The 24,896-nt window shown below is 40.6% G+C and carries 22 protein-coding genes; 9 read left to right on the forward strand and 13 right to left on the reverse strand.

The window, feature by feature from the left end:
- Positions 1-15 precede the first annotated feature (15 nt).
- The 4 genes from moaA to XEN7305_RS16265 all read left to right on the forward strand — a co-directional run bounded on the left by moaA (position 16) and on the right by XEN7305_RS16265 (position 4,084).
- Complete coding sequence (gene moaA, locus XEN7305_RS16250; protein ID WP_144053292.1) at positions 16-1,008, forward strand: GTP 3',8-cyclase MoaA; 993 nt, start codon at positions 16-18, stop codon at positions 1,006-1,008.
- Between the two features lie 180 nt (positions 1,009-1,188).
- Positions 1,189-1,698, forward strand: a complete 510-nt coding sequence (locus tag XEN7305_RS16255; protein WP_006510560.1) for a hypothetical protein — start codon at positions 1,189-1,191, stop codon at positions 1,696-1,698.
- A 279-nt stretch (positions 1,699-1,977) separates the two neighbouring features.
- On the forward strand, positions 1,978-3,165 hold the full coding sequence (locus XEN7305_RS16260; protein ID WP_006510561.1) for a site-2 protease family protein: 1,188 nt from the start codon (positions 1,978-1,980) through the stop codon (positions 3,163-3,165).
- A gap of 28 nt (positions 3,166-3,193) precedes the next feature.
- A complete protein-coding gene (locus XEN7305_RS16265; RefSeq protein ID WP_006510562.1) occupies positions 3,194-4,084 on the forward strand; it encodes a bestrophin family protein in 891 nt (296 codons plus the stop codon).
- A gap of 61 nt (positions 4,085-4,145) precedes the next feature.
- Here the strand turns inward: XEN7305_RS16265 and XEN7305_RS16270 are convergent, their stop codons facing one another.
- The 4 genes from XEN7305_RS16270 to XEN7305_RS29350 all read right to left on the reverse strand — a co-directional run bounded on the left by XEN7305_RS16270 (position 4,146) and on the right by XEN7305_RS29350 (position 6,380).
- Positions 4,146-5,078, reverse strand: coding sequence for an SUMF1/EgtB/PvdO family nonheme iron enzyme (locus XEN7305_RS16270; RefSeq protein ID WP_006510564.1), 933 nt, complete (start codon positions 5,076-5,078; stop codon positions 4,146-4,148).
- Positions 5,066-5,833 (reverse strand): hypothetical protein, encoded by a 768-nt coding sequence (locus XEN7305_RS16275; protein WP_006510565.1) that lies wholly within the window; start codon positions 5,831-5,833, stop codon positions 5,066-5,068. The genes XEN7305_RS16270 and XEN7305_RS16275 overlap by 13 nt, the downstream gene beginning before the upstream one ends.
- Before the next feature lie 119 nt (positions 5,834-5,952).
- A complete protein-coding gene (locus XEN7305_RS16280) occupies positions 5,953-6,144 on the reverse strand; it encodes a hypothetical protein (RefSeq protein ID WP_006510566.1) in 192 nt (63 codons plus the stop codon).
- Between the two features lie 83 nt (positions 6,145-6,227).
- Positions 6,228-6,380, reverse strand: a complete 153-nt coding sequence (locus XEN7305_RS29350) for a hypothetical protein (protein WP_006510567.1) — start codon at positions 6,378-6,380, stop codon at positions 6,228-6,230.
- 563 nt (positions 6,381-6,943) lie between these two features.
- On the opposite strand from XEN7305_RS29350, the gene XEN7305_RS16285 reads away from it, so the two are divergent.
- Together XEN7305_RS16285 and XEN7305_RS16295 are read left to right on the forward strand one after the other, a co-directional pair.
- Positions 6,944-7,111, forward strand: coding sequence for an NblA/ycf18 family protein (locus tag XEN7305_RS16285; RefSeq protein ID WP_006510568.1), 168 nt, complete (start codon positions 6,944-6,946; stop codon positions 7,109-7,111).
- Positions 7,112-7,351: 240 nt separating this feature from the next.
- Entirely contained in the window at positions 7,352-8,977 is a 1,626-nt protein-coding gene (locus tag XEN7305_RS16295; protein WP_006510569.1) for an iron uptake porin, read from the forward strand.
- 163 nt (positions 8,978-9,140) lie between these two features.
- Here XEN7305_RS16295 and XEN7305_RS16300 read toward each other — a convergent pair whose 3' ends face one another.
- Together XEN7305_RS16300 and XEN7305_RS16305 are read right to left on the reverse strand one after the other, a co-directional pair.
- Positions 9,141-10,352: a glycosyltransferase gene (locus tag XEN7305_RS16300; RefSeq protein ID WP_006510570.1), complete on the reverse strand. Its 1,212-nt coding sequence runs from the start codon at positions 10,350-10,352 to the stop codon at positions 9,141-9,143.
- 178 nt (positions 10,353-10,530) lie between these two features.
- Positions 10,531-11,475 carry a carbohydrate kinase family protein gene (locus XEN7305_RS16305; protein WP_006510571.1) on the reverse strand — a complete coding sequence of 315 codons (945 nt, stop codon included), beginning with the start codon at positions 11,473-11,475 and terminating at the stop codon, positions 10,531-10,533.
- A 77-nt stretch (positions 11,476-11,552) separates the two neighbouring features.
- Between XEN7305_RS16305 and XEN7305_RS16310 the strand changes: the two genes are divergently transcribed.
- Positions 11,553-12,788, forward strand: a complete 1,236-nt coding sequence (locus tag XEN7305_RS16310) for a threonine ammonia-lyase (RefSeq protein ID WP_006510572.1) — start codon at positions 11,553-11,555, stop codon at positions 12,786-12,788.
- 11 nt (positions 12,789-12,799) lie between these two features.
- On the opposite strand, the gene pstA is transcribed toward XEN7305_RS16310, so the two are convergent.
- Together pstA and pstC are read right to left on the reverse strand one after the other, a co-directional pair.
- Positions 12,800-13,684 (reverse strand): phosphate ABC transporter permease PstA, encoded by an 885-nt coding sequence (gene pstA, locus XEN7305_RS16315; protein ID WP_006510573.1) that lies wholly within the window; start codon positions 13,682-13,684, stop codon positions 12,800-12,802.
- A gap of 132 nt (positions 13,685-13,816) precedes the next feature.
- Positions 13,817-14,713, reverse strand: coding sequence for a phosphate ABC transporter permease subunit PstC (gene pstC, locus XEN7305_RS16320; RefSeq protein WP_006510574.1), 897 nt, complete (start codon positions 14,711-14,713; stop codon positions 13,817-13,819).
- Between the two features lie 344 nt (positions 14,714-15,057).
- Between pstC and ppsA the strand changes: the two genes are divergently transcribed.
- Complete coding sequence (gene ppsA / locus XEN7305_RS16325; RefSeq protein ID WP_006510575.1) at positions 15,058-17,571, forward strand: phosphoenolpyruvate synthase; 2,514 nt, start codon at positions 15,058-15,060, stop codon at positions 17,569-17,571.
- Between the two features lie 38 nt (positions 17,572-17,609).
- Here ppsA and XEN7305_RS16330 read toward each other — a convergent pair whose 3' ends face one another.
- Positions 17,610-17,996, reverse strand: coding sequence for a hypothetical protein (locus tag XEN7305_RS16330; protein ID WP_006510576.1), 387 nt, complete (start codon positions 17,994-17,996; stop codon positions 17,610-17,612).
- A 213-nt stretch (positions 17,997-18,209) separates the two neighbouring features.
- Positions 18,210-19,184, reverse strand: coding sequence for a LysR family transcriptional regulator (locus XEN7305_RS16335; RefSeq protein ID WP_006510577.1), 975 nt, complete (start codon positions 19,182-19,184; stop codon positions 18,210-18,212).
- Between the two features lie 298 nt (positions 19,185-19,482).
- Between XEN7305_RS16335 and XEN7305_RS16340 the strand changes: the two genes are divergently transcribed.
- Positions 19,483-20,283: a metallophosphoesterase gene (locus tag XEN7305_RS16340; protein WP_006510578.1), complete on the forward strand. Its 801-nt coding sequence runs from the start codon at positions 19,483-19,485 to the stop codon at positions 20,281-20,283.
- A gap of 1 nt (position 20,284) precedes the next feature.
- On the opposite strand, the gene carB is transcribed toward XEN7305_RS16340, so the two are convergent.
- The 3 genes from carB to XEN7305_RS16355 all read right to left on the reverse strand — a co-directional run bounded on the left by carB (position 20,285) and on the right by XEN7305_RS16355 (position 24,849).
- Positions 20,285-23,521, reverse strand: coding sequence for a carbamoyl-phosphate synthase large subunit (carB, locus tag XEN7305_RS16345; RefSeq protein WP_006510579.1), 3,237 nt, complete (start codon positions 23,519-23,521; stop codon positions 20,285-20,287).
- A gap of 134 nt (positions 23,522-23,655) precedes the next feature.
- A complete protein-coding gene (locus XEN7305_RS16350) occupies positions 23,656-24,210 on the reverse strand; it encodes a GspH/FimT family pseudopilin (protein ID WP_006510580.1) in 555 nt (184 codons plus the stop codon).
- 243 nt (positions 24,211-24,453) lie between these two features.
- Positions 24,454-24,849, reverse strand: coding sequence for a DUF2780 domain-containing protein (locus tag XEN7305_RS16355; protein ID WP_006510581.1), 396 nt, complete (start codon positions 24,847-24,849; stop codon positions 24,454-24,456).
- Positions 24,850-24,896: the final 47 nt, after the last annotated feature.

Consider the following 24,896-nt stretch of genomic DNA (forward strand, 5'->3'; position numbering starts at 1 on the left):
CAGATGGCAGATGGCATGATGAATAAGATTGATTATTTGCGCATTAGCTTAATCGATAAATGCAACTTTCGTTGTCAATACTGTATGCCAGAAGGTTCTGAGCTCGATTATCTTCTGCAACAGGAACTATTAACCAATCGAGAAATTATTACCCTAATTCAAGAATTATTTATTCCTTTAGGATTTACCAAATTTCGTTTGACTGGTGGTGAGCCTTTGCTGCGCCCCGGACTGGCTGAATTAGTCCGAGAAATTGCTAACTTGCCCCAAACAAGGGATTTGGCCATGACCACTAATGGTTTTTTGTTGGCCAAGATGGCGCGATCGCTTTACGATGCCGGTCTAAGAAGAATCAATATTAGTCTAGATTCTCTCAACCCCGAAACTTTTGATCGCATTATTGGCAATCGGGGACGTAGCCGCTGGCAGCAAACTTGGGAAGGCATTACCGCAGCCCATCAAGTAGGATTTGACCCTTTAAAACTCAATATAGTAATTATTCCTGGAGTCAATGACAGCGAAATCCTAGATTTAGCCGCTTTAACCATAGAGCGCAATTGGCATGTGCGGTTTATCGAATTTATGCCCATTGGGAATTCCGAACTATTTAGCGAACGAGCTTGGATTCCCTCGGAAGATCTGCGATCGCAGATTCGCGATCGCTGGGGTTTGTCAGAGTCTCAAGTAACAGGCAATGGCCCGGCTGATATCTTTCAAATTCCAGATGCGAAGGGCACTTTAGGTTTTATCTCTCAGATGTCCGAGTGTTTTTGCGACCGCTGTAATCGGGTTAGACTATCTGCTGATGGTTGGTTGCGTCCTTGTCTACTCAACGAAACAGGACAAATCGACCTTAAAACAGCTTTGCGTCAGGGAACAAGCCTAGACAAATTACAAGAACAAGTTCGACAACTAATTTTGCTCAAACCAGAAATCAATTTCAAGCAGAGAGAATCTGGTACAAACACGGGGACTTATACTCGCACAATGTCTCAAATTGGTGGTTAATGACTTAGAGAACATCAGCAATAAAACCTGAATCGGCTAAAAGACTCAGTACTTTACCAGAATTTGATGATTTAGAGCTCAAAGTTCATGGGAAATAAACATGAATTGAATTCGAGCAGGTAATAATTAATTAAGTGAATCAACCCAATAGTTATTTATAAAAAGAATTTTTTTATTATTATGTCTATTTCTAATTTTCTTAAAGTTTTCTCTGTTAGTTGTTTAGCTATTGCCAATTGCTCAGTCAGTTCCATTGCCCAAGCAGCTGATGCAAATGTGATCGAGCTTACTTATTCTGCGGCACAATTTCAATGTGGTGAAGGCAATGAACTAGTTGATATTCAAGTCAATGTCTATCGTAATAGTCAATTTGTCCAAACATTATCAGTAGAGGATAGTGTTTATTTACCAATTAATTCTTTTGATGATTTAACTTTTCAATATAATTTCATTGATGCCGAATGTGCTCCCATCGACAACCCAGAAGAAATGGTCTTAGCTCCTGAAGATCCGGTTCCTGATTTAGCAGGTGTCTATGAGCAAGATTCTCTCCAAGAGATACTAGACGGACTTAATGAGTACGAAGAACTTTTTATCGTGGAACTCGGTACTAGTGATTCTGAGAGTTCTGCTTATGATTTTCAAGATGTGGTGATGCTCATCAATAATAAACCGGCATTTTCCGATTAAATCACTGTCTTAAAAATACACAAAACCATATTTAGCGATCGCAGAGTTCTGGCTTAAAGGCGATCGCTAATTCTGTAGTGAGGAAACCACCACTTTAATTTTTGTTAAGTAAAAAACTAATAATAGAAATAGATTGAGAAGTAAGTTCTGCAACAATAGGGAAAAAGCTTAAAGCAAATCTAGGCTAATCAATTGCTAATATTCAGAGCTTAGAACTTATGGCCCACAGCTATTGCTCGCAAAGCGATTTTAATTCTGTCCACTAAGGAGGACAATCTTTTGAATAATAACAGTAATAATCTTCGTATCGGAAATTTATTTGGTATTCCCTTTTTTATCAATCCATCTTGGTTTTTTGTCTTAGGGCTAATCACTCTGCAATTAGGAACTGATTTTGCTCGTTATCCCCAGCTAACTGGCGTTTTACCCTGGCTGGTCGGCTTATTGGGAGCTTTGTTACTATTTGCTTCGGTTTTAGCCCATGAACTAGGTCATAGCTTCGCGGCTATCTCTCAAGGAATTCAAGTCAAGTCTATTACCCTGTTTATCTTTGGCGGATTAGCCACTTTAGAAAAAGAGTCGGAAACACCTCTTCAATCATTACTGGTTGCGATCGCAGGGCCTTTAGTAAGTGTTCTCTTATTCATCGTCTTTACAATTATTGGAGTCAATCTTCAGCTAGATGCTTCCTTAACAGCCTTAATCTATCTTTTGGCTCAAATCAATCTAGTCTTAGCATTGTTTAACATGATTCCTGGTTTACCTTTAGATGGTGGGAATGTCCTGAAGGCGATCGTTTGGAAAATTACTGGTAACCCTAACAAAGGAATTATTTTTGCAGGCAGAGTTGGTCAGTTTTTTGGTTGGGTTGCAGTAGGATTTGGGGTCCTCGGAGTTTTAGGCATTAGCCAAGTTGGTAGTTTTTGGACATTATTAATCGGTTGGTTTTTATTACAAAATGCTGGCATGGCAGCCCAATCTGCCACAGTTCAAGATAAGCTAGATCACTATACAGCAGAAGATGCAGTAATTACCGATAGTCCCATTATCTCAGGAAATCTAAGTTTACGAGAGTTTGTTAATAATTTTGTGATTGGCAAAAAACAATGGAAAAAATTTCTAGTTGTTAATGAAAATAACCAACTACAGGGTAATATTTCTCTAGACGATCTCAAACAGATTTCGACATCTCAGTGGAATGATGTGTTGGTCGGAGAATTAGTTAGACCAATAGAACAGACTATGACAATTGCCAATAACACCTCTTTACTCGAAGTAGTCAAGCTCATCGAAACACAACAGGTTAAGGAAGAAATTGTTGTCGTCAACGAAGAGCAAATGGTCATTGGCTTACTAGATAAGATTTCTATATTCAACCTTCTACAAAAAGAAGCTCTCGAAAAAGCCAATAAGGCCCAGAAAAATGAAGAAAATAAACCAGAACAAGTTGATTTCCTTCTAAAATAGAGCCAAGTTATTGCGGATTAATAATTTGATGTCAAAGTTCGATCAAAAGTTTCCCTGGTTAGGTATCATCTTTCACCTCCAAGAATCTGTAGTTCCTGTGATTTGGCACAGGGTCTTGGGGATCATGGTTTTTGCTATTATCATCACCTTGGCATATCACCAGGATCTGCCTGTTAGTTATAACTTTACCTATAATTTGATACCTAGTATTGTTTTAGGCTTATTATTGGTATTTCGAACTAATACTGCCTATGCTCGGTTTTGGGAGGGATGTCGAGCCTGGGGAACACTGAAAATATCAAGTCGAATTTTGGCTAGAAATATCAGCACGATGATCCTTGTTGATGACCCAGAATTGCAAAGGGAAAAAATCTATTTTATTAAATTGGTTCCTGTGCTGATGTCTAGTGTGAAAGCTCATTTGCGTAATGAATCTATTGAGCAACGAGGGCAACTTGTTTTAGGACTAGAACATGTAGAGGAGCTAGCAACAGTTCAACATCGGCCTTTGCGAATTATCAACTGGTTTTCTAGCTATTTTTACCGTAATTATCGAGAAGGCATAATTAGCGATAAATTATTTACTGAATTAAGCGGGTTACTGGATGCTATTGTGGGTGCATTGAGCAGCTGTGAAAGAATTTTAAATACTCCAATGCCCAAAGCCTACAGCATACATCTAAAACATTTATTACTGATTTATTGTGCCGGTCTGCCAATTCAATTTGTTGCTCAATTAGATTGGTGGGTTGTCTTGGTTACAGGAGTCACCAGTTTTGCCTTATTGGGAATCGAAGCAATTGGGCTAGAAATCGAAGATCCTTTTGGCTACGATCCTAATGATTTACCTTTAGATTTATATTGCCAGAAAATCTATGGAGAAGTAGATGAGTTATTACAATATGAAACCAACTTTTGAGGTTGACACGGTAACGCCGTGGCGCCAAGAGTTATTGAAACTGAAGTATATTGAGTTCGCCTTACTCAGTATCTTGAATGATTTTTACTAAACGAAAACCAAATAAAATGTGACGAGATTCAATGGGGCGGGTATGGCGATAAGCAGCACGACAAAACCCTGGCAAATCGTCCCAAGAACATCCTTTCATTACGGCAATGGAGTTTTGCTGTCTAAGGGTTGAAGTGTATTCAAAGACATTTCCCGCCATATCTTCTATACCATAGACACTGCGACTGAGGGTAAAGCTCCCAATATCGCTAGTATAATTTAATCCGCTACCTCCTGTATTAGTCGCTTCTTGGCGCCAATTATTGCCCCAAGGAAAATATCTGCCATCAACTCCTCTCGCTGCTTTTTCCCATTCTTTTGCCCTGGGCAAGCGATAGATTTGTCCTGTTTGTGCTGATTTCCAATTGGCATAGGCTATAGCATCTTCATAGGATACGAGAACTACTGGATGTTGAGCAGTGTCAGCCGGATAGGTTCTGTTTTTCCATAAAAAAGCTTGCACTGTTGAGTAGGGATGGAATAAGAAACCTTGTTTTTGATATTCTGTTTCATTAATTCCAGGAGATCGATAATTGCTGGCTTGAATAAACTCTTGATATTCTTGATTAGTCACTAGATTGCGACTGATGCAAAAGCTAGGCAGAAATGAAGTTTGACGGGGAGCTTCTCTCTCAAACCAAGCTTTTTGACGCAATCTTTGTTCCGCTTGCATAATGCCTTGAGTGGTAGAAGCAATTGCCTCGGCGGAAATCTTATAGGCAAAATCCCGTTCTTGGCGATCGCTACCAGAAATGAATTCTCCAGGAGGAATAAATACAAAGGCGCGATCGCGTTCACATTCTTCTTGAGACCTGGAAGTGAGCGAATCACTCAATAGGGAACCCTTGCCACCGAAAATGATGGTCAAGATTGTGATCAAAAATATGAATCTTACAATAACCATTCTAAATTTAGTCCCAGCCGTTGATCTTGTTCCTGAGGCAAGTTTTGTAATTCAAATTCTGTTGCTAAGCGAAGATTAGAAGTAATGCCATAACCAACAGAAACCGAAAAAATTCCCACTTCTTGGTCATTGCCAGGAGAAAAAAAACTTTGAGATAAAGATATGTCGGCTGCACCTGTGCGCGATAATGCCAGCATCAATCTTATTCCTAAATTAATGCCATCGTTATCATAATTGTCGTTTTCGAGATAACGATAACCTACCATCGGCGCAAAATTAATATAACTTCCCAGGGGCAGGAGAAAATAATGTAAATCTGCACCCAAAGAACTGCGATCGCTATTGAAATCCGTATAATAATCAGCACTGATTGTTAACCCAGTGCGATTGATAAATAAATCATCTAAGGCAATATTCATTCCGAACCCATCATCAGAGTCGGGAAAAAAAGAAAAGCCACCACGCAAACGAGTCGCAAAACTCGGATCATGGCGAATGTCTTCTAGTATATTGGGAGTCTGTTCTAACCATTTTTGTAATGTGGGGCTATTGTTGATTACTTCGGGGGGAATCTTGAGACATTCCTCAGGAATATTTGATGTTGAACTATTTTCTTCCTGATGATTGTCTTTAAGGCATTGATAATCAGTTTGAGGCGTTGTTTCTTGTGCGATCGCGGGTAGAGCAAAGAATATAGTGGAGGTAACAGCGATCGCAGTAGGCAAATCAGTAGCATACTTGATAATTTTTTCCATACATCCAACTTTTTTCAATATCAAGTATTTGCTCAAAACAAATACCCCTAAAAAAGTATATTCTCTTTAGAGGCATTTAATTGATAAATATTATTTTTGGTGCAATTAGGATTCATTCTCTATTGACCAAGGCTACTCCACATGGAAGCTTGATGGGGAGTAATAGATTCAACTGGTGCGCTTTGAGAAGTGGACTGAGTTAATAAGACACGAGAAGCAGTGTATCCAACAACAAACATAGAAAATGCTGCTAGGGAAATTCCTAAAACTCGGTCTAAGTTTGATGTTTGAGTGGAGTTGTGAAATTGCATAATGACACCTGAGGTTTCAGAATTCTTAACCCCATAATTATGTCAGACACAACGGTATCTAATAATACATTTTCAATAAAACTTTACTCGGATATTGAATTGTGTGAAGTCAAAGTAGGAAACACCTGTTCTGTCAGAGACAATGGCAGATCTAGATAATGAGAAGTAATTCCGTGTCCAATACCTGAGACGAGACCAATAACAGCAGGTAATAGTAGAGAAGCGAAATTATTCATAAATTGTTGTTTATTAAAACTATATTTTTCGTCCGTTACCGAAACATAGTCTCATTAGAAAAAAGTTGATTCTGTAACAATCATAACTTTTTCTTCATAAAATAAGACCTTTTTGTAAAATATTTTACAGTTTGCCAAAAACTAGATTTTGGCCTTTAGACGGGGCAAAACGATTTCAAGCTATCGCTTTTTGATTATTATCTAGTTTGTTCTTCCACGGAGATTATTGGCTATACACAACAAAAAACACATATTAACGTAAACTTATAAGTATTATTCATAATATGCATAATAATTTTTTAATAATTGCATATTTAGGCCCAGGTGAAACGATAAAAACCTCATTTCACAAGGATTTCCCGGGACCTTCTGTCCGATAAATGTTTCTGTTTGTAACGAAAATTTTTACTTTTTTTGTATAAAACTTGACAAGATTCTTTTTTTAGTATCTAAATACACTTTTGGACGAAAATAGTGTGTTAGATTTAGTGTAATTAGAGTCAAACTAACGTATTAAGTATCACGACTCAAATTGGTCTAACTAAAAACTAAGGAGTGAGCAGATGAACGGACAACCCCAACTCAGCATGGAGCAACAATTCAAGCTACAGGTGCTTAGTAAACAGGTTCAAAATCTCAGCCAAGAAGAAGCCCAAGAATATCTTTTAGAGATGTTTCGTCAAATGATGGTCAAGGACAACTTATTTAAGCACCTTCTCAAACATGCTTAATCAACGGTTTCGCTGAATAGATTGTTTCGGGAAAACACAATTCTTTTCTTTAATCGCATTGAAACGATTATTTTTTTGCATTGAAAAGTTGAAAAATGCAGTGATTGATACAAACTGGCTAGATGCTAGGATGATATTTTTTTCGAGATCATACCTTTTCAATAAATCAGAAGGTATACTTTGAAAATCAAGGAGTTGCTCCACAGCAACTTCTAAATTTAGGTGTGAGGAAACGTAAAAATGAAATCTCAATTAAAGGCTTCTCTGCTGGGTAGTTCAGCAGTGCTCAGCATGGCTTTGCTTGCTTCAGGTACAACTGTATTAGCACAAGATCTTGATAATTCGTCTTCTTTGGGAGATAGTTTAGAATATGTTGATCCTATCTATGGTGACAATATAGAAGTCAATAATGCAGATGCGATCGACGATTCGATGAGTCAGGTGACTAACGTCAATCAGTTAAGGGACGTTTCTCCTGCGGATTGGGCTTTTGAAGCGCTTCGCTCTTTGGTAGATCGTTACGGTTGTATTGTTGGTTATCCTGATCAAACCTATAGAGGAAATAACTCTTTATCTCGTTATGAGTTTGCTGCGGGCTTGAATAGTTGTTTGAATCAAATTGAGCGACTTATCGCTTCATCTGAGGCCGTCCTAAGGGAAGATATTGAAACTATAAATAGACTGATTCAAGAATTTGAAGCCGAACTTGCTACGATCGCAGGAAGAGTAGACTCCTTAGAAGGTCGAGTTGCTTTTCTCGAAGACAATCAATTCTCTACTACGACTAAACTAGTTGGGGAAGTTGCTTTTACGCTAGCTGATGCCTTTAGTGATGATTCTGATGCTCAGACTGTGTTTAATGATAAAGTTAGACTTCAATTTGTCAGCAGTTTTACTGGGAAAGACAAATTGTTTACTCGCTTAACTGCGGGGAATATTGCTAATTCTTTCCAGGATGAAATTGGTACCAGAGAAGGTCGTTTTGCCTATGATGGACCAGCAAATAACAATATTGTAATTGACCGCTTACATTATGTATTCAACCTGGGCGAAAACCTGAAGGTTACCACAATGGCATCCTTGGCGGCTCACCATTTCTATTCCGACACCTTCAATGCTGGTTTGGATGTTGGTGGTGGGGCAAATGGGCCTCTAGGACGCTTTTCGGAACGGAATCCCATCTACCGTCATTCGATAGCCCGTTCTTCAACTGGGATTGGTTTTAAATATAAGTTTGGCTCCAAGCTGGAAGCTAGTGCTGGTTACATTGCACCTAACGGTAGTGACCCCAGCGATGGCAATGGTCTATTTAATGGCACTTATTCAGCTTTGGGTCAGTTAGTGATTAAGCCTACTGACAGTTTCAAGTTTGGTGTTGCTTATCTTAGAGGTTATGAAGCTAATGGTGGTAGTACTCTCTGGGGTGGAACAGGAACTAACCTAGCTAGTGGTTCTGAGTTAAATGGTGAAGCTCTTTCCCACGATACTGTTGGTGGACAATTCCAATGGGATATCAGCTCTAAAATCAGTCTTCGTGGCTGGTTTGGCTATTCTGATGCCACAACTCGCGATACTGACACTGACCAAGAAACTATCACCTATGCTGGTGTCTTAGCTTTTCCTGATTTAGGAAAAGAAGGTAATTTGGGAGGACTTGTTGTCGGAGCGGAACCTTATGTTACCCAGGTTGATGGTGACGATCCTAGTAATGATGATGTGCCTCTTCATGTAGAAGCATTTTATCGATATCAGCTTAACGATAATATTTCCATTACTCCTGGTCTAATCTATTTAAATAACCCCAACCAAGATAGTGGCAATGATGATGTCTTTATTGGTGCTTTGAGAACTACTTTTAAATTCTAGTTTTTCTCTAATGTTTTAAACAGAATCACTCTAGCTTATTAAGTTGGGGTGATTTTTTTTGCAAAGTAGACGGCAAAAAATTCCTAAAATCTTTTCCCTTTCCTCAAGCAGCTGGGAAAAATATAGTTTTTAAACTAGGTGCGGTTCACCTAAAACCTAAAACCTAAAACCTTTTCTTTTGCGAGTCAACAACGTCGGTGATCGCAAAATCTAATTCTTTGAAAACTTCTTGCCAAGTATATTTAGAGCCAGCCAAGGAGCGAGAAGCATTTTTGAGCTGATTCCAATAATCATTATCTGTTAGTAGTCTTGATACGCGGCTGGTAAATTCTGCTGGCTCATTGCCGATCGCGATCTGCACTCCATCTTCTACTTCTAGTCCTTCAATGCCAATATCAGTTGTGACGGTGGGAATTCCTCGATACATAGCATTTAAAACTTTAACTTTCATGCCACTACCAAAACGCAGCGGAGCGATAAAAACCCGAGCTTGGGTTAGGTATTCTTCTGGATCTTTAATGAAACCAGGTATTGCGATCGCGGAATCCTTCTCCGCCCATTTTAATAATCTTTGGTCAGGAGATTTGCCTCCGATGACCAACTTAACATCTGGATGATGTTCTTTAATTGCTGACCAGCAATTTTCTAAAAACCAGAGTAACCCATCAATATTTGGCTCCCAAGTTAATGTTCCAATAAACAATATCATGGGTACAGTTTTATTGGGATCCAACTCCTGTAGTTGAAGTTGACTTTCATCTCCCAGGTGATAAGTTAAGCCAAAATTATCGCCCTTAATTCCTACTTGTTCCAGGGCAATACGATCATTAGGGGATGCTAAAACTCGTTTGACTTTATTGCAATAAATTTTTTCTTTCTGGGCAATTCTTGATGATTCAAGGGCAAGAACCACTTTTCTTGCCCAGGATTGATCATCCAATTCAGAAAATCTTTTCCAGATCAAATGTTCGGCATTATGGGTATGCAAGATAACCTTAGAATAATACTTAGTTGGAATATACTGCATCATCTCATAGTGATCTGCAATGATGCAGTCTGCAATTTCCATCTGAGGACTCAATTTACTATAGAAACTATTAGACCAATGACGATATTCGTTAAGAGTTTTATTCTGAAGATAACTAATAATTAGATTAATGACTGTTCGGGGGCAGTCAATTGACTCGGCAATAAACTCTTTTGTTTGAAACTCATCTTGAAATTGCTTAACCCACTTGACATCATCTCCATAGAGAGTAGTTGCAATAGCCAGTTCATAATTAGAATTTAAATACTTTAACATATGGTAACTCTTAACTTTTCCCCCACTATTGGGAGGAAAGGGTAGAGTTGTGGAGATAAATAATAGCTTCATAAAAATTAGCGATTTTAGACATATCCTTCAAATAATATACCTTAAGTTTTGAAGTAACAAGCTGTTAACTATCTTCGGATTTTGAGAAAGATTTGGGGAAAGTTTCTCAGAATTTACCATAACAAATTATGAAATTGCTGTTTCTCCCAGAGAATTAAAATCATTTGATTGTAATTGCTCAAGGATCTTGATTGGAGGAAACCATAAAATCTAAAATCTCTGGCATTGTGGATAAGATACCCCTGCCACCGATACATTGGGCATTGATCGCAGCTGCGGCAGTTGCTCTTTGGGCAGATTCTCTTAATCCCAGACCAGCAAGAAGTGAAAACAAAAAAACTCCATGATAGATATCTCCACAGCCTGTGGTATCAACAACTTTATCTAGCTCAAAAGCAGGTTGCCAAAAGTTTTCTCCTTGCTGGGGAAAAATATGACTGCCATGCTCGCCATCAGTAATCACAACCAGTTCACATCCTTGAGCCAAAAAGCATTCTGCTGCATTTTCGAGATTGGTTGTTTTGGCATACTTCTGGGCAAAATCTCTGGCGACAATACAAATGTCAAGTAATGGAATTAAAGAATCTAATTCAGAACGATAACGACCTCCTCCTCCATCAAAGGAGATCTTGACCCCATGTTCTTGGGCGACGCTACAGGCATTCAAGGAAAATTGTAGATGTCGGCCGTTAAGATGCAAAATTTTGGCTTTTTTGATGATCTCTAGGTCAAGAGCATTACCCATTAGTTCTGGTGCGTTACCGGGACGATATGCGATCGCACGCTTACCATCTGCTTCTTTGATCCAAACAGAAGCAATTGACGATGTTTTGCCTGGGGTAATTTGCACATGTTTTGTGATCACGTCATGACTTTTAAACTCTTCGAGGATCGCTTGTCCCACAAAGTCATCTCCCAGCGAATCTATGATCGCGACTTTAGCTCCCAGTTTGGCTGCTGCAACTAAAGCGGTAGCGACGGGCCCACCACCTTGAAATTTCGCCTCAATTGCCTGTTGCACAGTTTCTTCTGAGGGGAACTCTTTAACAATGGTCAAGATATCTAAGGTGGCAACCCCAATTCCCACTATGTCGTAGTCTTTTGCCGATGGAGAAAATTTCACTAGCTTCCTAAATAATTCATATTAATCATCTTAAAAAATTATTATCAGTAATGATGACTAGATAGATAATTATAAGTATGAATTATCCCAATTTAGCAACCATTCGCCAAGCAGCGCACACTCTTGGTGGTCAGATATTGGCAACGCCCTGTCGTTATTCGCGTCAATTATCAGAATTGGTGGGGGCAACGGCGATCTTTAAATATGAAAACCTTCAATATACTGGCTCTTTTAAAGAGCGAGGTGCTCTAGTCAAACTACTGTCTTTGACCGAAACCCAACGGGCACAAGGGATTATTGCCATGTCTGCTGGCAATCACGCTCAAGCTGTTGCTCATCAGGCCAAGCGTTTAGAGATCCCTGCTGTGATTGTCATGCCTTGTTTTACTCCCTATGTCAAAGTGGAGAGAACTCGCTCCTTTGGTGCAGAGGTGATTTTACATGGGGAGACTTTAGATGATTCGATTATTTTGGGTAAACAACTGGCTCAAGAACGCAACCTGAATATTGTTCATCCCTATGATGATGCTAAAATCATCGCGGGACAGGGCACTGTTGCCTTAGAGATTCTCCAAGAGGAGCCAGATTTAGAAGTTTTGATGGTTCCTGTGGGCGGAGGTGGTTTAATTTCCGGAAATGCGATCGCGGCTAAAAGTCTTAATCCTCAAATTCAGATTCTGGGTGTGCAAACCCGACGTTTCCCGGCGGTTTCCCAAGCCATCAAAGGTGAACCCGTTATCTGTAGTAATGCCACTATTGCCGAAGGAATTGCTGTCAAAACTCCAGGGCATCTGACCTTACCGATTATTCGTGAATTAGTAGACGAAGTTTTATTAGTCGATGAAGATGAAATTGAAGAAGCAGTCAGGTTACTATTGCAATTAGAGAAGACAGTAGTCGAAGGTGCGGGAGCCGCTGGGTTAGCGGCCTTGATTAAGTATCGCGATCGCTTTGCTGGTCGCAAAGTAGGAATCATACTTAGTGGTGGCAATATCGATTTGCCAATTCTCTCCGCGATCGTGCAACGCAGCTTGGTGCGCTCTTCCCGATTGGTGCGCCTAGAAGTTGAGATTAGAGATATTCCTGGTGCTTTAGCCGAGGTTTCAGGATTGATCAGTAGTACAGGAGCTAATATCGTCGATGTGCGTCACCATCGAGCTTTTACTTCTTTACCTCTAGAATCGGCAAAATTAGAGTTTGTCATCATGACTAGAGGGGTTGCTCATTTACACCAAATTATTGACTTGCTAACTAATGCTGGCTACAAGAGCGATCTAGATTTAATTCCTGAAACTAGTTCGGACTTAATCTAAGCACAAGGACATCAATAGGTTCTTTTTGCTGTCGCCAATCGAGAAATAATACTGGTGACTAGAACTAACAACACCAAAATAAAAGCTGCCGCCCAAGCTAATTCTTGTTGGTTCTTAAAAGGGACGATCGCGAAATTATAAACCAGCACGGCCAGAGATGCTGTGGGTTCGGCAAACCCGTTATTCAAATTAGGCCAATACTGTGTAAACAAGGCGGTGAATAGTAATGGTGCGGTTTCCCCCGCCGCTCTAGCAATAGATAAGGTTATTCCTGTGATAATAGCTGGCAAGGCAGCAGGCAAAACTACTTGTAAAACCGTCTGATAGTCGTTTGCTCCTACACCAATAGATGCTTGGCGTATTTCTTGAGGAACAAGTTTTAAGGCCTCATCGGTAGTTCTCACAATAATCGGTAACATGAGAATTGATAAAGCAAATCCCCCAGCCCAAGCCGAATATTGCTTCGTGGTCAAGACAATGACACTATAGGCAAAAACCCCAATAATAATTGAAGGGACACCACTGAGGACATTTGTCGCAAAGCGAATCCAGTCAGCTAATTTCCCACCACTGAATTCTGATAAATAAATTGCCGCCATAATTCCAATAGGAATACTAATCAAGGCTCCAATGCCGACCATGATGATTGTTCCGAGAATGGCGTTACCAAAACCGCCTCCTTCAACCAGCGGAGGAGGAGGCAGTTCGGTAAATACTTGCAGACTAAGAGAGCTAATCCCCTTGGTTAACAAGTAACCAAGAATAATAAATAGAGGCACAATTGCCATTATGGTAAATAAGCTCGCAATCCCTGTCATAAATAATCCGAATAAATTACGAGGAGAGGTGGGATTTTTTTTGAGAGTTTTAATATCAAAATTTTGGTCTAAATTCATTATTTAATGTTCAATGCTCAATGTTTAATGTTCAAACTCGCGCGTTCCCTTGCTCGGTCGGCGTTCCCTTGCGGATTAAAAATTCCGCGGGTTCCGACCGCTTTAGGCGGCGCGGGGTCGCTTGTTAATGTTCTAGATTTTTTGTAGTCTGACCACCAGTAGTTGAGCGAGAATATTAACTACTAAAGTAATTGCAAACAAAATCAAAGCGGCATACATCAAGGCTGACACTTGTAGGCCACTGGCTTCGGCAAATTGATTGGCAAGCAAAGAGGAAATTGTATTCGAAGGCTCTATCAGTGAAGCGGAAATTCTATTGGAGTTGCCAATTAACATCGTGACCGCCATGGTTTCTCCTAAGGCTCGTCCTAAAGCTAGCATAATACCGCCGATAATGCCTGAAGAAGCAGCGGGTAAAATGATCTGGATAATGGCTTCCCAACGAGTGGCCCCCAATCCGACAGCAGCTTGTCGCAAACCATCAGGAACATTGGTGATGGCATCACGGGAAATTGCCGCAATAGTTGGTAAGATCATCACTGACAAAATTAGCGCAGCCGGCAACATTCCTGGACCTTTAAGGCTAGTAATGGTTTTTAGGAAAGGGATCAGGACGAAAATACCCCAAAGCCCATAAACTACACTAGGGATGGCCGCAAGCAACTCCACGAGAAATACAGTTATTCTTCGAAGCGAAGGTGGCATGTAATTCTCACTTAAAAAAATTGCCACTCCTATGCCAATGGGAACTGAGATCATAAGAGCGATTAAAGAGCTGACAATCGTTCCGTAAACGGCAGGAAACACCCCATATTCACTTTTGACGGGGTTCCAACTACTAGTAAATATAAAACCGAGCCCAAATTCACTCAGAGCAGGAATCGCTTGTATTGCCACTTGAATTGTGATCCAAATTAGCACTCCGGCGATCGCTAAAGCAAAAATCTTGGCTGATAAATAAAAACCCCGGTCGAGATTTCTTTCAATAGCAGGACGAGATTCAATAGTTTTTTTGTGATTATTACTCATATAAATAACTGAATAAAAGAGGAAATTCCTTTGGTAACACTTTATCAAGTAATTCTCAAAAAATATATAGGAATTTGGTATTATCTGCTATTAATCTAATCTTAAAAAACTTAACCAGCTTTTAATATTATTGAAGAATTATTATTAATTTAAATTGGCAGAAGGTCTTTGTTTAATTAGTGAGATACATAAGGTTCTGCTTTAGGGAACAGGGGATAGGGAATAGGGAACAGCAAACTGTATCTTATTAAGATAATAAACGCCATAAATCTTAAAGATTTAATTGCAAGAGGATGAACATCTCCAGTAATATGAGGCTGAAGATGAGTTAGGAGTTTAACTCAATGGAACGAAAAGCTGATAGTAAATCTCCACATCCTACCAAAGAAGAAGCTTTAGTCCTCTGGTTTGATGAGGTTGGCATTACTGATATTCCTTTGGTGGGTGGTAAAAATGCTTCGTTAGGGGAAATGATTCAAAAACTAACACCTTTAGGTGTTAATGTTCCTACTGGTTTTGCCACTACTGCTTATGCTTATCGCTACTTTATTGAGCAAGCTGGTTTGCAACAAAAACTTCGTCAATTATTCTCTGATTTGGATGTTGAGGATCTCGGAAACCTAAGACAGCATGGTCAACAGGCTCGTGCCTTAATTCTTAATACCCCATTTCCCCCAGAACTAGAACTGGTGATTACCCGCTCCTACCTCAAGTTATGCGATCGCTATAATAGTAGCCCCGACATTTGTAACTACCTGCCCGAGACAGAACAGGAGGAGTTTAAACGTTGCACCAGCTACACCGATGTGGCAGTGCGTTCTTCCGCAACTGCCGAAGATTTGCCCGATGCTAGCTTTGCAGGACAGCAGGAAACCTATCTTAATGTTAATGGCGTAACAGAAGTCTTAAACTCTTGCCATAAATGTTTTGCCTCCCTCTTTACCGATCGCGCTATTTCTTACCGCACACTTCGGGGTTTCGATCATTTTGAGGTAGCTCTTTCGGTGGGTGTTCAAAAGATGGTGCGCTCTGATTTAGCCTCTTCGGGAGTCATGTTTTCTATCGATACCGAAACGGGTTTTAAGAATGCAGCTTTAGTGACTGCGGCCTATGGCCTGGGCGAAAATGTTGTGCAGGGTGCTGTCAATCCAGACGAGTATTTTGTCTTTAAACCAACTCTAGAACAGGGCTACAAGCCGATCCTGGCAAAACGTCTTGGGAGTAAAGAAATCAAAATGATTTACGATGTCAGCGGTGGCAAGTTGACCAAGAATGTCCCGGTATCGGAGTCCGAGCGGCAAAAATATGCGATCGCAGATGACGAAATTCTCGCTCTAACTAAATGGGCAATTATTATCGAAAATCACTATTCCGAAGTTCGTGGGGTTGATACCCCGATGGATATCGAATGGGCGAAAGATGGGCTGACAGGAGAGTTATTTATTGTGCAAGCTCGGCCCGAAACAGTGCAATCGCAAAAATCGGGCACTATTTTGCGCAACTATAAACTTCAAGGCACCAGTGATGTTCTAATCGAAGGCCGTGCCGTGGGAGAAATGATTGGTCAAGGACAAGCCAGGGTGATTTTAAATGTTCATCAAATTCAGGAATTCCAAGCTGGAGAAGTCTTAGTTACCAATAAAACCGATCCTGATTGGGAACCGATTATGAAGCAAGCTAGTGCAATCATCACCAATCAAGGCGGACGCACCTGTCATGCAGCAATTATTGCCCGAGAAATGGGCATTCCCGCGATCGTTGGTTGTGGAAAGGCTACAGGAGTTTTAGCAACAGGCCAACAAGTGACGGTTTCCTGTGCTGAGGGGGAAGCAGGACGAGTGTATTCGGGGTTAGTGCCTTTTGAGATTCAAGAAACCGAACTGGAAAATCTGCCTCGTACTCGCACCCAAATTATGATGAATGTAGGTAACCCTGAAGAAGCCTTTAGTTTAGCTGCAATTCCCTGTGATGGAGTGGGCTTGGCAAGGCTTGAATTTATCATTGCCAACGGGATTAAAACCCATCCTTTGGCATTACTTCATTTTGAAGAGTTGCAAGATGAAGTGGTTAAGCATGAAATTGCCGAATTGACAGCTCTCTATGATTATAAGCCTGATTTCTTTGTGGATAAGCTAGCCCAAGGTGTCGGCACGATCGCCGCAGCTTTTTATCCCAAACCTGTGGTGGTGCGCATGTCTGATTTCAAGAGCAACGAATATGCCAATCTTCTCGGTGGTGAGCAGTTTGAGCCCAAAGAGGAAAATCCCATGATTGGCTGGCGGGGTGCTTCTCGCTACTATGACGAAAAATACCGTGAAGCTTACGGTTTAGAATGTCAAGCTCTCAAACGAGTGCGCGATGCCATGGGTCTGACTAACGTTATTCCCATGATTCCTTTCTGCCGGACTCCAGCCGAAGGTCGTAAAGTATTGGCCGAAATGGCCAAACATGGCTTGAAGCGAGGAGAAAATGACTTGCAGGTTTACGTTATGTGTGAGATTCCCAACAATGTAATCTTGGCGGATCAGTATAGTGAAATATTTGATGGGTTTTCTATTGGTTCGAATGATCTGACCCAATTAACCTTAGGACTGGATCGCGACTCGGCTTTGGTTGCCCATCTGTTCGATGAACGTAATGAGGGGGTCAAGGAAATGGTACAGCAAGTAATAACCAAGGCGAAAGCGAAAGGTCGCAAGGTCGGCATCTGCGGTCAAGCACCTAGCGACTATCCTGAATTTGCTCGCTTTTTAGTGGAATTGGGAATTGACTCTCTCAGTTTGAACCCCGACTCTTTACTCAAAACTTTGCTATTAGTTGCTAAGACCGAAAGTGTCGGGGCTGATACCTCCTCATAAGCGCACAATATCCATGCTTAATATCTCAAGATCCAGAGCTAAATCATGCCTGGCCCTTTATGTCGCCAATCATGCTTCATGGTCAATTTCCCTTCTTCATCTTCTGCTAATTCTTGTAGTTCTTGAAGACGTTTGGTTCTGAGTTGTTTTTGTTGTTTTTTCAAGTCTCCCGGTTCTTTGACATAGATTTCCGGTTCTACGGCATAGTTATTAATCAATCCTTCCTCATCAACGGTATAACCATCTCGGTTGTGAAGATGTTCGGTATCTCCAGGAATATCATGTTCAACATGAGCGAAATTTTCGCCCTCTCTAGCTGCTCGCGCTTTGATTTCTGGGGGCACAAGATGAGGGTCATAATGATAATGACCAAGGTTCGGAGTAGAATTACTGACGTTTTTCGGCGATTCTTGTTGATTTTTCATCATTGACTCCTTTAATACTTACTTGAATCAAAAATCCTAAAGCAAGCTGGAACGCATTAATTTAGCTTTCCTCAAAGGTAGTAGGTCAAACTTGAATCAAAAACTCAAGGTCAGCTAGAATGCACAAATCAGCTCCTCTTACAAAGATATAGGTCAAAATTGTGAAGAACTTATGAAGCTCGCTCGAATGTTACATAAGTTTATGAAGACAATTTATTCCGATTTCAAAATATTGGGATATAGGGAGTCAAGATTTTTAAACTCTGACTTGGTAGCGAATTCAGGCAAGATTTCCCGACTAAAAGCTTCCGCAGCCTTAGAACAATAACGATTGGGGTTAATGATTACAGACAAAGTTCGTTTGACAATTACCGCGTTGATTTTAGCTTGATGTAACACTCCCATTTCTAGCTCTTTTGCGATCGCAGTTGTGGAGACAAAAGCCGCTCCCAAACCTGACTGCACAGCATTTTTAATGGCTTCAATAGAATTGAGTTCCATCTCTATTTTGAGTCTTTTGGGATCGATTTCATAGAGAGTCAAAACTTTATCAATTACTTTGCGAATTGTCGATTGAGAATCTAGAGTAATAAACTGCAATTTGTAGAGATCTTCTTTCTCAATGGTTTCAATTTGAGCTAAGGGATGGAACGGCGGTAAAATCAAGGCCAATTCGTCTTCAGCATAGGGAATAATTTTTAACGTTTCTTGTAATTCTCCAGGGACTTCTCCACCAATAATTGCTAGATCAACTTGTCCATTTGCCACAGCCCAAGATGTCCGACGAGTGGAATGAACTTGCAACTGAACTGCAACATCAGGGTATTTTTGACGAAATAAACCGATAGTACGGGGAATTAAATAAGTTCCTGTTGTTTGCGAGGCCCCGACAATGAGGGTCCCACCTTGAAGATTTTGTAAGTCATCAATGGCTCGACAAGTTTCTTGACAAAGCGCAATAATTTTTTCGCCATAGTTCAACAATAAATGACCTGCCTCGGTGAGCTTAGCTCGGCGTCCTCCACGGTCAAACAAGGGAACATTGAGCTGTTTTTCTAGGTTTTGAACCTGGAGACTAACTGCTGGTTGGGATACATAAAGACTGTCCGCAGCTCTTTTAAAACTACCTTCATGGGAAATTGCTCTTAGGATACGTAACTGATCTAGAGTAAAAGGAATATCGGTCATAAGATTATGTCAAAAAATTTTAAATAAAAGTAGATATTATTGCTGATGACAGAATTTATTTTGAACTGAAAAGCCCCATATTTCAGAGAATTTTTTAAATCTTAACTTTAATATGAACAAAAAAAAGACATTTAATTGAGATTTCTCTAATTTATGGCAACTTTCCCCAGACTTAAAATTATGGGAATTTTGCTTTTGCCCCTTCTTTTCATTAGTTGTTTCTGTGAAGATTTTACCTAAAATAATTAGTTTGAGACCTGGAAGAATTTTGTTCTCTAAAATTTCATTTTGCGCGATTGTGCTCGCAGTTTTTACTTTGGTTTACACAATTCAAATCGAGCCTTATTGGTTTGAAATAGTCTCTGTAAACATCACTATTCCCCAACTAGCCCCAGCTTTTAAGAACTTTAAGATCGTGCAAATTAGCGACCTTCATGTTGACACCTCAATGAATCGTCGCAAGTTAGACAAAATAGTCCAAATCATTAATCAGCAACAGCCAGATATCGTGGCTATAACTGGTGACTTTTTTACCTACAAACCTGATTTCGTAAGTACTAACTTATTAACCAATGCATTACAAAAATTAACCCCCAAGGAAAAAACTATAGCCGTATTAGGCAACCATGATTATTATTCTGATCCCTCAATAATTCGTAAAATTCTGGCTCAAAGTAATGTTCTTGAACTGGAAAATAATGTTTACACCATCAAAAGAGGGCTAGAAAAACTTCAAATTGCTGGGCTAGATGATTATTTGATGGGCAAATCTCGTTTGGATTTAGTGTTGGCTCAATTAGTCACGGATGATGTCACGATTCTCTTGGTTCATGAACCGGATTTCGCTGATATTAGTGCTCCCACGGGAAAATTCGACCTAGAAATCTCAGGTCATTCCCATGGTGGTCAAGTCAGATTTCCTTTTCGGCAGCCTGATGTTTTGCCTCCCTATGGCAGAAAATATCCTTTGGGGCGCTATCAAATCGGCAATATGATCCAATATACCAATCGCGGGGTCGGAATGATTCCCCCCGCGATACGCTTCAACTCTCGTCCTGAGATTACTGTTTTTATCTTAAACGAAGAAAAAAATTCTTGATTTAACTCAGGTAATCCTGTAAAGCCTTGACTTCCAAAGGTTCCGATCGCAAAGAACGAATTGCTGCGATCGTTGCCTTGGCTCCTGCAATAGTTGTAATTACAGGTAATTTATAATCTAGAGCCATACGTCGAATTAATCGCGCATCAGTCTGGGATTCTTCCCCAGTAGGAGTATTAATGATCAGTTGAATTTGGTTGTTTTTAATCCAATCTATGACATGGGGACGACCTTCATGGACTTTCAACACTAAATCGATATCTTGAATTCCATGATCTTGTAATACTTTTCTGGTTCCTGAGGTCGCAACGATTTTGAACCCTAGCTCAATAAATTCCTGCACTACCGGAATCGCTAATTTTTTATCCCGTTGGTTCATCGAAACAAAGACCGTTCCTTCAAGAGCTAAATCCACTCCTGCCGCAATTTCTGCCTTGGCAAAAGCTTTGCCAAAATCGGTATCAATTCCCATGACTTCCCCAGTGGAGCGCATTTCTGGCCCTAATAAGGTGTCGCTGCCAGGAAACTTATTGAAAGGCAAGACTGCTTCTTTTACCGCGATATGTTTGGGAACAACTTCCTGGGTAATACCTAACGATTCGAGGGTTCGACCTGACATAATCAAAGATGCCATTTTCGCCAGGGGAACTCCTGTTGCCTTAGAAACATAGGGAACTGTGCGGGATGCCCGAGGATTCGCTTCGAGAATATAAACCTGTTCTCCTTGGACTGCATATTGAATATTCATCAACCCGACTACATTTAGAGCTTGAGCCAGTTTATCTGTCCAAACACGAATTGTTTTGATGGCATTAGGGGAAAGCGACTGGAAAGGAACAGAACAGGCCGAGTCTCCTGAGTGAATGCCTGCCTGCTCGATATGTTCCATAATGCCGCCGATGACTACGCCTCCCGTGGCGTCGCATAGGGCATCCACATCAACTTCGATCGCATTCTCCAAAAATTTATCAATCAAAATCGGATGATCCGGTTCTACCTGTACCGCATAGGTCATATAGCGTTTGAGATCATCATCGGAATAGACAATTTCCATTGCTCTGCCCCCCAACACATAGGAAGGCCGAACTACTACAGGATAGCCAATTTGTTGAGTAATGCTAAGAGATTCTTCATAACTACGAGCCAGGCCGTTAGGTGGCTGGAGAATGTCTAATTCTCTGAGAATTTTCTCGAATCTTTCGCGATCTTCGGCTGTATCAATCGAGTCAGGAGAAGTTCCCCAAATTTTAGTATGGGAAGAATTTGCTAAATATTTTTGCAAGGGAAGAGCTAGTTTTAAAGGTGTTTGCCCTCCGAACTGGACAATAATGCCAACTGGTTTTTCGGCTTCAATGATATTTAAGACGTCTTCTTTGGTCAGCGGTTCAAAGTAAAGGCGATCGCTCGTATCGTAATCAGTGGACACAGTTTCGGGATTGGAGTTGACCATAATGGTCTCATAGCCCGCATCCGAGAGGGAAAACGCCGCGTGGCAGCAACAATAATCAAATTCAATCCCTTGTCCAATGCGATTTGGCCCGCCACCGAGAATCATGACTTTCTTCTTGTCTGAAGGGGCGATTTCTGATTCACCCTCTTCATAGGTGGAGTAATAATAGGGAGTCGAAGATTCAAATTCGGCCGCGCAGGTATCCACCAATTTATAAACTGGGATGATGTTTAAGGATTTACGATAGGCTCTAACTTCATCTTCGGTGGTTTTCGTGGCATGGGCAATTTGGCGATCGCTAAAGCCCTTTTGCTTGGCATCCCGCATCTTGGCAGCAGAAATTTCTGTCAAAGAAGTTCGTTGTAAAGCCTTTTCCGTTTCGAGAATGTCTTGTAACTTATCTAAGAACCAGATATCGATCGCAGTTAAATCATGGATCTCTTCTGGACTCATCCCCAATTTTAAACCCTGATAAATACTAAAAATGCGTTCAGGATTGGGCGTTCTTAAACTAGAGCGGACCTGGGAAATTGTTGGTAAGGGCCCTTTGCGATCGCTACCAAACCCATAACGCCCCGTTTCTAGCGATCGCAACGCTTTTTGAAAAGATTCACAGAAAGTGCGCCCAATAGACATAGCCTCCCCGACGGATTTCATTTGTGTGGTTAAAATCGCTTCTGAGCCGGGGAATTTCTCAAAGGCAAAACGGGGAATTTTAGTGACTACATAATCAATTGTTGGTTCAAAAGATGCGGGAGTTTTCTTTGTAATATCATTGGGAATTTCATCTAAGGTGTAACCTACGGCTAACTTAGCCGCAAATTTGGCGATCGGGAATCCTGTCGCCTTAGAAGCCAAAGCCGAAGAACGAGAAACCCGAGGATTCATTTCAATGACAATCACATCTCCATTAAGCGGGTTGGTGGCAAACTGAATATTAGAGCCGCCTGTCTCCACCCCAATTTCGCGAATAATCGCCAAAGAATAATCCCGCAAACGCTGATACTCTTTATCTGTCAAGGTTTGAGCTGGGGCAACGGTAATCGAATCTCCCGTATGAATTCCCATCGGATCAATATTTTCAATCGAACAGATAATCACCACATTATCCGCCAAATCCCGCATGACCTCTAGTTCATACTCTTTCCAGCCCAGTAAAGATTTTTCCACTAAAATTTGGTTTACAGGAGAGCACTCAATCCCAAACTGAGCCATCTTTTCATATTCTTCTTGGTTATAGGCAATTCCGCCCCCAGTCCCACCTAGAGTAAAAGCAGGACGAATAATCAAAGGATAACTCCCAATTTCCGCCGCGATTTCATGGGCTTCGGTCATATTTTCGGCAATTCCTGAAGGGCAAACTGGAACGCCTATTTTCGCCATGGCTTCTTTGAATAATAATCGATCTTCTGCCTTTTCAATGGCGGGCAATTTCGCCCCAATCAATTCCACATTATATTGCTCTAAGACGCCATTTTTTGCCAGGGACACAGCTATGTTGAGAGCTGTTTGTCCCCCCATCGTCGGTAAAAGGGCATCTGGTTTTTCCTTGGCGATCACCTTAGCAACTATTTCTGGAGTCAGCGGTTCGATATAGGTCCGATTCGCCATTTCAGGATCGGTCATAATCGAGGCTGGATTAGAATTGATCAACACTACTTCATAACCTTCTTCTCGTAATGCTTTACAAGCCTGGGTTCCCGAATAGTCGAACTCACAAGCTTGTCCAATTACGATGGGGCCAGAACCAAGAAGGAGAATTTTTTGGATATCGTTACGACGAGGCATAGGTGTAGATCTTTGGGCTAACAAAATATATAACTAGCCAGAACATTGTATAACCTCGCGTACCTCTGTTAGTAGTCAACCATAGATTTTATCTGGGTTTATTGACAAGCAAGAGCCATATTAAATTACGTCTATTAGTTAGAATCACATTGCGGAGCATTGACAGGATCAGCATTTGGACCTGTATAATTCCCAGTTCTAGTTATGCCCAATCCGTTAGCGATCACAAAACATCTTTGAGTATCGCTTGAATCAGAAAAAACAGCTATTGTCCCACCTGAAGTAGTATTTCCTTTAGCTGAAAATGTAATTTCATTTGCGGTTGGCACTAGATTAACTCTTACTGTTATGTCATCATTTGCGATATCGACATCATCATCAATTAGTCTTACCTCTGGCAAACAGCTAGCAGGAACTGCGGCTATTGTCCTCTCTCCAGGATCGTTATCTCCAGGATTAATTGTTACTGTACAGCTTATTCCCTGACGTATCGCTTGTCTTTGAGCTTCTTTAACTGCTCCATTTATGATGCTCAAAGCATTGTTAACTCGATGATGGCTAAATAATGCCATTAAATTAGGGGCTGCGATCGCACCTATGATCCCAAGGATAATTACTGTCGCTAGCATTTCGATTAAAGTAAAACCATTATTATTTGCTCTGTAATAATTGTTATGATAGATTTTCATTTAAAACAGTACCTTTAAATGTTCTACTAATGATACTTAAGACAATTTTGTTTAGTAAAAAAGATTAAATAAGCAATTCACCACACAGGCTAACAGCGTTGAGCGGAAACGGCAAATAGAAATTTGAGAACAATATCAATAAAACTATAAGGGATAAAAAATAACCCGCAAGAACGGGTCAAAAATCAGATGAATTGCACTCTATGTTAGTGTCTATTTATTATTAGAGTGGAAAGGGAAAACTCATTTCAAAATTCCTGCCAAAATATTCTTAACCTCATCACCACCTTGACTCTGCACAAAGGAAAGAATTATCGGGGCAAATTTGCTTATCATGTCAGGCTTTAACCCCAATTGACCAAAACCGCCAGCCAAGGATGCTAATCCAGCCAACTTGCCGACACTGCCCCCTCCACCACCAAGGGCACCAACTAAACCTCCAATAGCCCCGACAACGTTCCTCCCTTCTTGGGGGGCCGCACCTAACAAATCATTTAAGCCAGGAACCACATTTGCCACTTTGGAAAATTCGCCATCTCCTAGTTGTTGTTTTGCCAGTTGAAAAATTAGTCCTGCTCCGCCTTTAGCCTGTTTCTGGTTTACATCCAGACTTTGAGTTAATAGCTCAATCAGTTCCATGGTTATAATTGTAAAATTTACTACTTTTTTCCAGAGTGCCAAATCCT

The sequence above is a fragment of the Xenococcus sp. PCC 7305 genome, assembly GCF_000332055.1.
Lineage (GTDB): Bacteria > Cyanobacteriota > Cyanobacteriia > Cyanobacteriales > Xenococcaceae > Xenococcus.

Bases quoted from the DNA above. Each gene is read 5' to 3' on its own strand.
- moaA (WP_144053292.1), top strand. From the start codon at position 16: ATGATGAATAAGATTGATTATTTGCGCATTAGCTTAATCGATAAATGC.
- XEN7305_RS16255 (WP_006510560.1), top strand. From the start codon at position 1,189: ATGTCTATTTCTAATTTTCTTAAAGTTTTCTCTGTTAGTTGTTTAGCT.
- XEN7305_RS16265 (WP_006510562.1), top strand. From the start codon at position 3,194: ATGTCAAAGTTCGATCAAAAGTTTCCCTGGTTAGGTATCATCTTTCAC.
- XEN7305_RS16270 (WP_006510564.1), bottom strand. From the start codon at position 5,078: ATGGTTATTGTAAGATTCATATTTTTGATCACAATCTTGACCATCATT.
- XEN7305_RS16275 (WP_006510565.1), bottom strand. From the start codon at position 5,833: ATGGAAAAAATTATCAAGTATGCTACTGATTTGCCTACTGCGATCGCT.
- XEN7305_RS16280 (WP_006510566.1), bottom strand. From the start codon at position 6,144: ATGCAATTTCACAACTCCACTCAAACATCAAACTTAGACCGAGTTTTA.
- XEN7305_RS29350 (WP_006510567.1), bottom strand. From the start codon at position 6,380: ATGAATAATTTCGCTTCTCTACTATTACCTGCTGTTATTGGTCTCGTC.
- XEN7305_RS16285 (WP_006510568.1), top strand. From the start codon at position 6,944: ATGAACGGACAACCCCAACTCAGCATGGAGCAACAATTCAAGCTACAG.
- XEN7305_RS16295 (WP_006510569.1), top strand. From the start codon at position 7,352: ATGAAATCTCAATTAAAGGCTTCTCTGCTGGGTAGTTCAGCAGTGCTC.
- XEN7305_RS16300 (WP_006510570.1), bottom strand. From the start codon at position 10,352: ATGAAGCTATTATTTATCTCCACAACTCTACCCTTTCCTCCCAATAGT.
- XEN7305_RS16310 (WP_006510572.1), top strand. From the start codon at position 11,553: ATGAATTATCCCAATTTAGCAACCATTCGCCAAGCAGCGCACACTCTT.
- pstA (WP_006510573.1), bottom strand. From the start codon at position 13,684: ATGAATTTAGACCAAAATTTTGATATTAAAACTCTCAAAAAAAATCCC.
- pstC (WP_006510574.1), bottom strand. From the start codon at position 14,713: ATGAGTAATAATCACAAAAAAACTATTGAATCTCGTCCTGCTATTGAA.
- ppsA (WP_006510575.1), top strand. From the start codon at position 15,058: ATGGAACGAAAAGCTGATAGTAAATCTCCACATCCTACCAAAGAAGAA.
- XEN7305_RS16330 (WP_006510576.1), bottom strand. From the start codon at position 17,996: ATGAAAAATCAACAAGAATCGCCGAAAAACGTCAGTAATTCTACTCCG.
- XEN7305_RS16335 (WP_006510577.1), bottom strand. From the start codon at position 19,184: ATGACCGATATTCCTTTTACTCTAGATCAGTTACGTATCCTAAGAGCA.
- carB (WP_006510579.1), bottom strand. From the start codon at position 23,521: ATGCCTCGTCGTAACGATATCCAAAAAATTCTCCTTCTTGGTTCTGGC.
- XEN7305_RS16350 (WP_006510580.1), bottom strand. From the start codon at position 24,210: ATGAAAATCTATCATAACAATTATTACAGAGCAAATAATAATGGTTTT.
- XEN7305_RS16355 (WP_006510581.1), bottom strand. From the start codon at position 24,849: ATGGAACTGATTGAGCTATTAACTCAAAGTCTGGATGTAAACCAGAAA.